This window comes from Nostoc cf. edaphicum LEGE 07299, assembly GCF_015207245.1.
Lineage (GTDB): Bacteria > Cyanobacteriota > Cyanobacteriia > Cyanobacteriales > Nostocaceae > Nostoc > Nostoc edaphicum_B.
Map to the genome: position 1 here is coordinate 1 of NZ_JADEXF010000732.1, position 3,308 is coordinate 3,308.

The 3,308-nt window shown below is 42.1% G+C and carries 3 protein-coding genes; 1 reads left to right on the forward strand and 2 read right to left on the reverse strand.

All coding sequences use genetic code 11. The features are described from left to right. Nucleotides 1-70: 70 nt before the first annotated feature. Complete coding sequence (locus IQ229_RS19730; RefSeq protein ID WP_194046644.1) at nucleotides 71-1,468, reverse strand: S-layer homology domain-containing protein; 1,398 nt, start codon at nucleotides 1,466-1,468, stop codon at nucleotides 71-73. Nucleotides 1,469-2,233: 765 nt separating this feature from the next. Further along, nucleotides 2,234-2,425: a hypothetical protein gene (locus IQ229_RS19735; RefSeq protein WP_194046646.1), complete on the reverse strand. Its 192-nt coding sequence runs from the start codon at nucleotides 2,423-2,425 to the stop codon at nucleotides 2,234-2,236. A gap of 602 nt (nucleotides 2,426-3,027) precedes the next feature. On the opposite strand from IQ229_RS19735, the gene IQ229_RS19740 reads away from it, so the two are divergent. After that, the coding region (locus IQ229_RS19740; protein ID WP_322744028.1) for a circadian clock KaiB family protein at nucleotides 3,028-3,308 on the forward strand (281 nt) is incomplete at its 3' end.

Here is a 3,308-nt window from a genome sequence, read left to right on the forward strand (position 1 = left end):
GAATTGCCTATTTTTATGCTGATGCTGGACTAACCGCAACTAAATTAGGTAGACCGTCGTAGGCATAGCTTTAACTTTGCTTTAATTTCAAAGCCTCAGTAGCCGAAACACCCTCACCCTGACTACCGAAATACCACAAAGCCGTAGCAGCCTCAGCACGAGTTACTGGTTTTTTGGGTTGAAACAGAGTCGTATAACCAAACACCCGCCGAATATTCGATTGTTCGCCATTCTGATAATCCGCCAACACTGCTCTTAAAGCCTTGGGGTCAATTTTCGCTGCGTCTTGGAAACCCCAGGTTTGTTTAACCGCATCTAAGTTAGCAGAGGGTAAAGCTTGGCGACTATCTAAGGGTAATTTCCACAGCAGCAACTGTTCCCGCGTTAGAGGTGCATCAGGACGAAATAAAACTACTGTAGAATCTCCAGACAAAGGACTAGGAATTAAGCCAGCTTCGGCTAATCCCTGAATTGCCGGGAAATCAGGGTCTTTTGCTGACACATCACTAAAAGCTGGTTGAGTACTTTCTGATGCCAAACGAATCTGTTTAGCTGGATTGTTGGCATATACAGCATTGTTAGCAGCAATTAGCCAACGGGCATATTCCCGATGTGTAACGATTTTACTGGGTTCAAACTGATTAGTTGTGGTAGTGGAGTTGCTCTTAGTTGTCTTTGCTTCTATAGATAAAACACCTAATGCAGCCAAGTCTTGGATATGTTGCCGCCATTCTTGTGGTGCCTTATTCAGATCGTTAAATACCTGAGATTTAGAGGTATCTGTAGGGATTGTTTGGTTATTAGCTGTGCTTGGTGGCTGTGCTGCCAAGTTTGTGGGTGGTATTGGGCCAATGAACTGTGAATTTCCCGGTTGAGGAACGGCGTTAGCAGTTTCGTTAGGATTTGTAGTTGAAGTAGGTTGTGCTGTTGCAGTACTATTCGGTACGTAATCAATCAGTAATTCAGTGGCTGTTTGGGGTTGATTAGGTGTGGCGCTAGTAACTGATTTGGGCTGAATGGAAACCTTCAACAGCAAATCGTTGCGACGTGCCTCAAAAGCGCCTCCTGTATCATCATCTGTTGGCTGTTGTAAAATCTGCCAGTTATTTGTTTGAAACTGGCTGCGATAAAAACTAGCAATAAAATTACTGGGATCAGAACTTAACCAACGAGTTGAGATTTTGTTTTCTGAGCCGCTAGCAGGTGTAACTTCCTGTAGTTTGACATTGGAATATAATGGGATATCTTTAGGAAAATCAGCTGGTAACTGAACAGTTGATTCGTTTTGCTGTGCTTGCGGTTGGTTACTCTGAGATTCTCCAAAGACAACTGGATTGCTTTGCAGTTTCGGATCTGCCGCCAAAGATTCCTCAAGGTTTTTGGCGACAGGACTATTAGCACAGGCTGTTAACGAAGTGAGTATAACAGCCCAAATTAGAAATACAGCTGGACGTTTACAGGGAAGCACAGGGAATCACAAATTGAGTTTCAATTCCTACCCTAGCGCAGACTGTCCATTAAATGGGAATGAGGCATGGGACATGGTTATTTTCCTTTATTCCCCTGCTCTCCTCTGACTTTTCATATCACTAAAAGACACTACCGACTTACTACGTCTTCTTCCTAAATGTCTATTTTGGTGATGATATCTCTAAAAATGAGTAAACGGTAGCAAAAGCTACCGTATTGTCTTCGTTTTACAGCCATTAGGTTTTGATAATTCCTATGCTTATTTATAGAGTTCCCTAAAATTCTGGAAAACTAACATTTTTGGGAAAAAACATAAATAAACCTGAAATACTTGCTAGATAAGAGTTTTATAATTTGAGAGTTCGTAGTCAGGACTTTAGTATTTAGATGAGGACTAGAGCCACCGACTACAAACCGATCGATACTAGATTGTGAACCAATCTTTTAGAGAGTTATCTAAACATCCAAGTTGTAAAGCAGATAACTGATTGATAACTGGTCAAAAAACAGTTTAGCTAGCAAAAGCTTAAATCTACTTCCAGATGCACTAGTTGTAATGCGATGCCTACGGCAGGCATTGCCTGCGCCAAGCAACTGAAGTGATAGACTAGGAATAAAGCCCCCCTTAGCCTCACCCAAAGAGGGGAATAAATCGAGTTCACTAACACAGGCTGACAATCGATTCTGGAAATTATTCATCTGACGATGGTAAGGTGAGTAAGGCAATCTCTGGAAAATGCCAGTGTTAAACAATTCCAGGAAATTAGCGTAAGTTCGTTCTTATTGGCGACTGGGGTAAATAGGTAAAGCAGTCAGGAGTCGCAGCAGTTTCCCTAGTATTTCTAAATTGATTTTCTGGAGAAAGTGCTACTTGTGCTGTAGTCAGGGGTTTCCTGACAGCCTCAAAAGCAGTGAGTGCTTCGTCTAAAAGTGCGTAGTTTACCGCCGTAGGCATCGCCTATCCAAAACTTTCCCTCAATCAACCCATCCCCTGTTATTCTGGGATAGGGCTGTGGTTCTTTTAGGAAAGCTGGAAGGTGCGCTTCGCAAGTTATAGAAGTAGTACATAGTTATCTATGGCTGTTTTTCCCAATCCTAGTTAATGATTGGCTTGAGGCGAAAAAGACACTTCATCAAATGCACTGGCGGTTGAAAAAACCTCTACAAACTTGGTCTGAACAGTTAACAGCTTCCTGATAGATTAGATACAATTAGCATCTGTGTTTTCTTGGGCGATCGCTTGCTGAAAGCGAGTACTCAAATTGACATAGTGCTGCACTAGCCGATTTGACATAGCATTAAACCTTTCACCTGCTGGCTCTGACGAAAATTTTTGATTCAGGGCAAATTAAGACTTATATTCAAGGGGCTTGGTGTTTCTTGGAGATAAAGTTAACCAAACGGGAGCAAAAGGCTGAATAAGATATGTCTGATGTCAAAAACGCAGATCGGATAGGAGTCTGAAAATCTAAAATAGATATTAAGAAGAAAAAACAACGACCATCGACAACCGTCAGTCCTTTTTACTTTCTGTAAAGCGTCACCGGGTTGTTACCAGTGCTGAAACACGATTACATGCAAGTTTCCCAGGATCAGCCTATTTATTCTGAAGCTCCACTCCAGCTGTTACTGTTTGTCGATGGACGCCCCAAGTCCCGCCAACAGGTGCAGCGAATACGTGCTTACTTAAAAGAGTTGCAGGCTGAGTACAGTTTTGAACTTCAAACTATTGATGTTGGTCAACAACCTTACTTAGCAGAACACTTTAAATTGGTAGCAACGCCAGCTTTAATCAAAATTCACCCGGAACCACGACAGGTTTTAGCTGGGAGTAATAT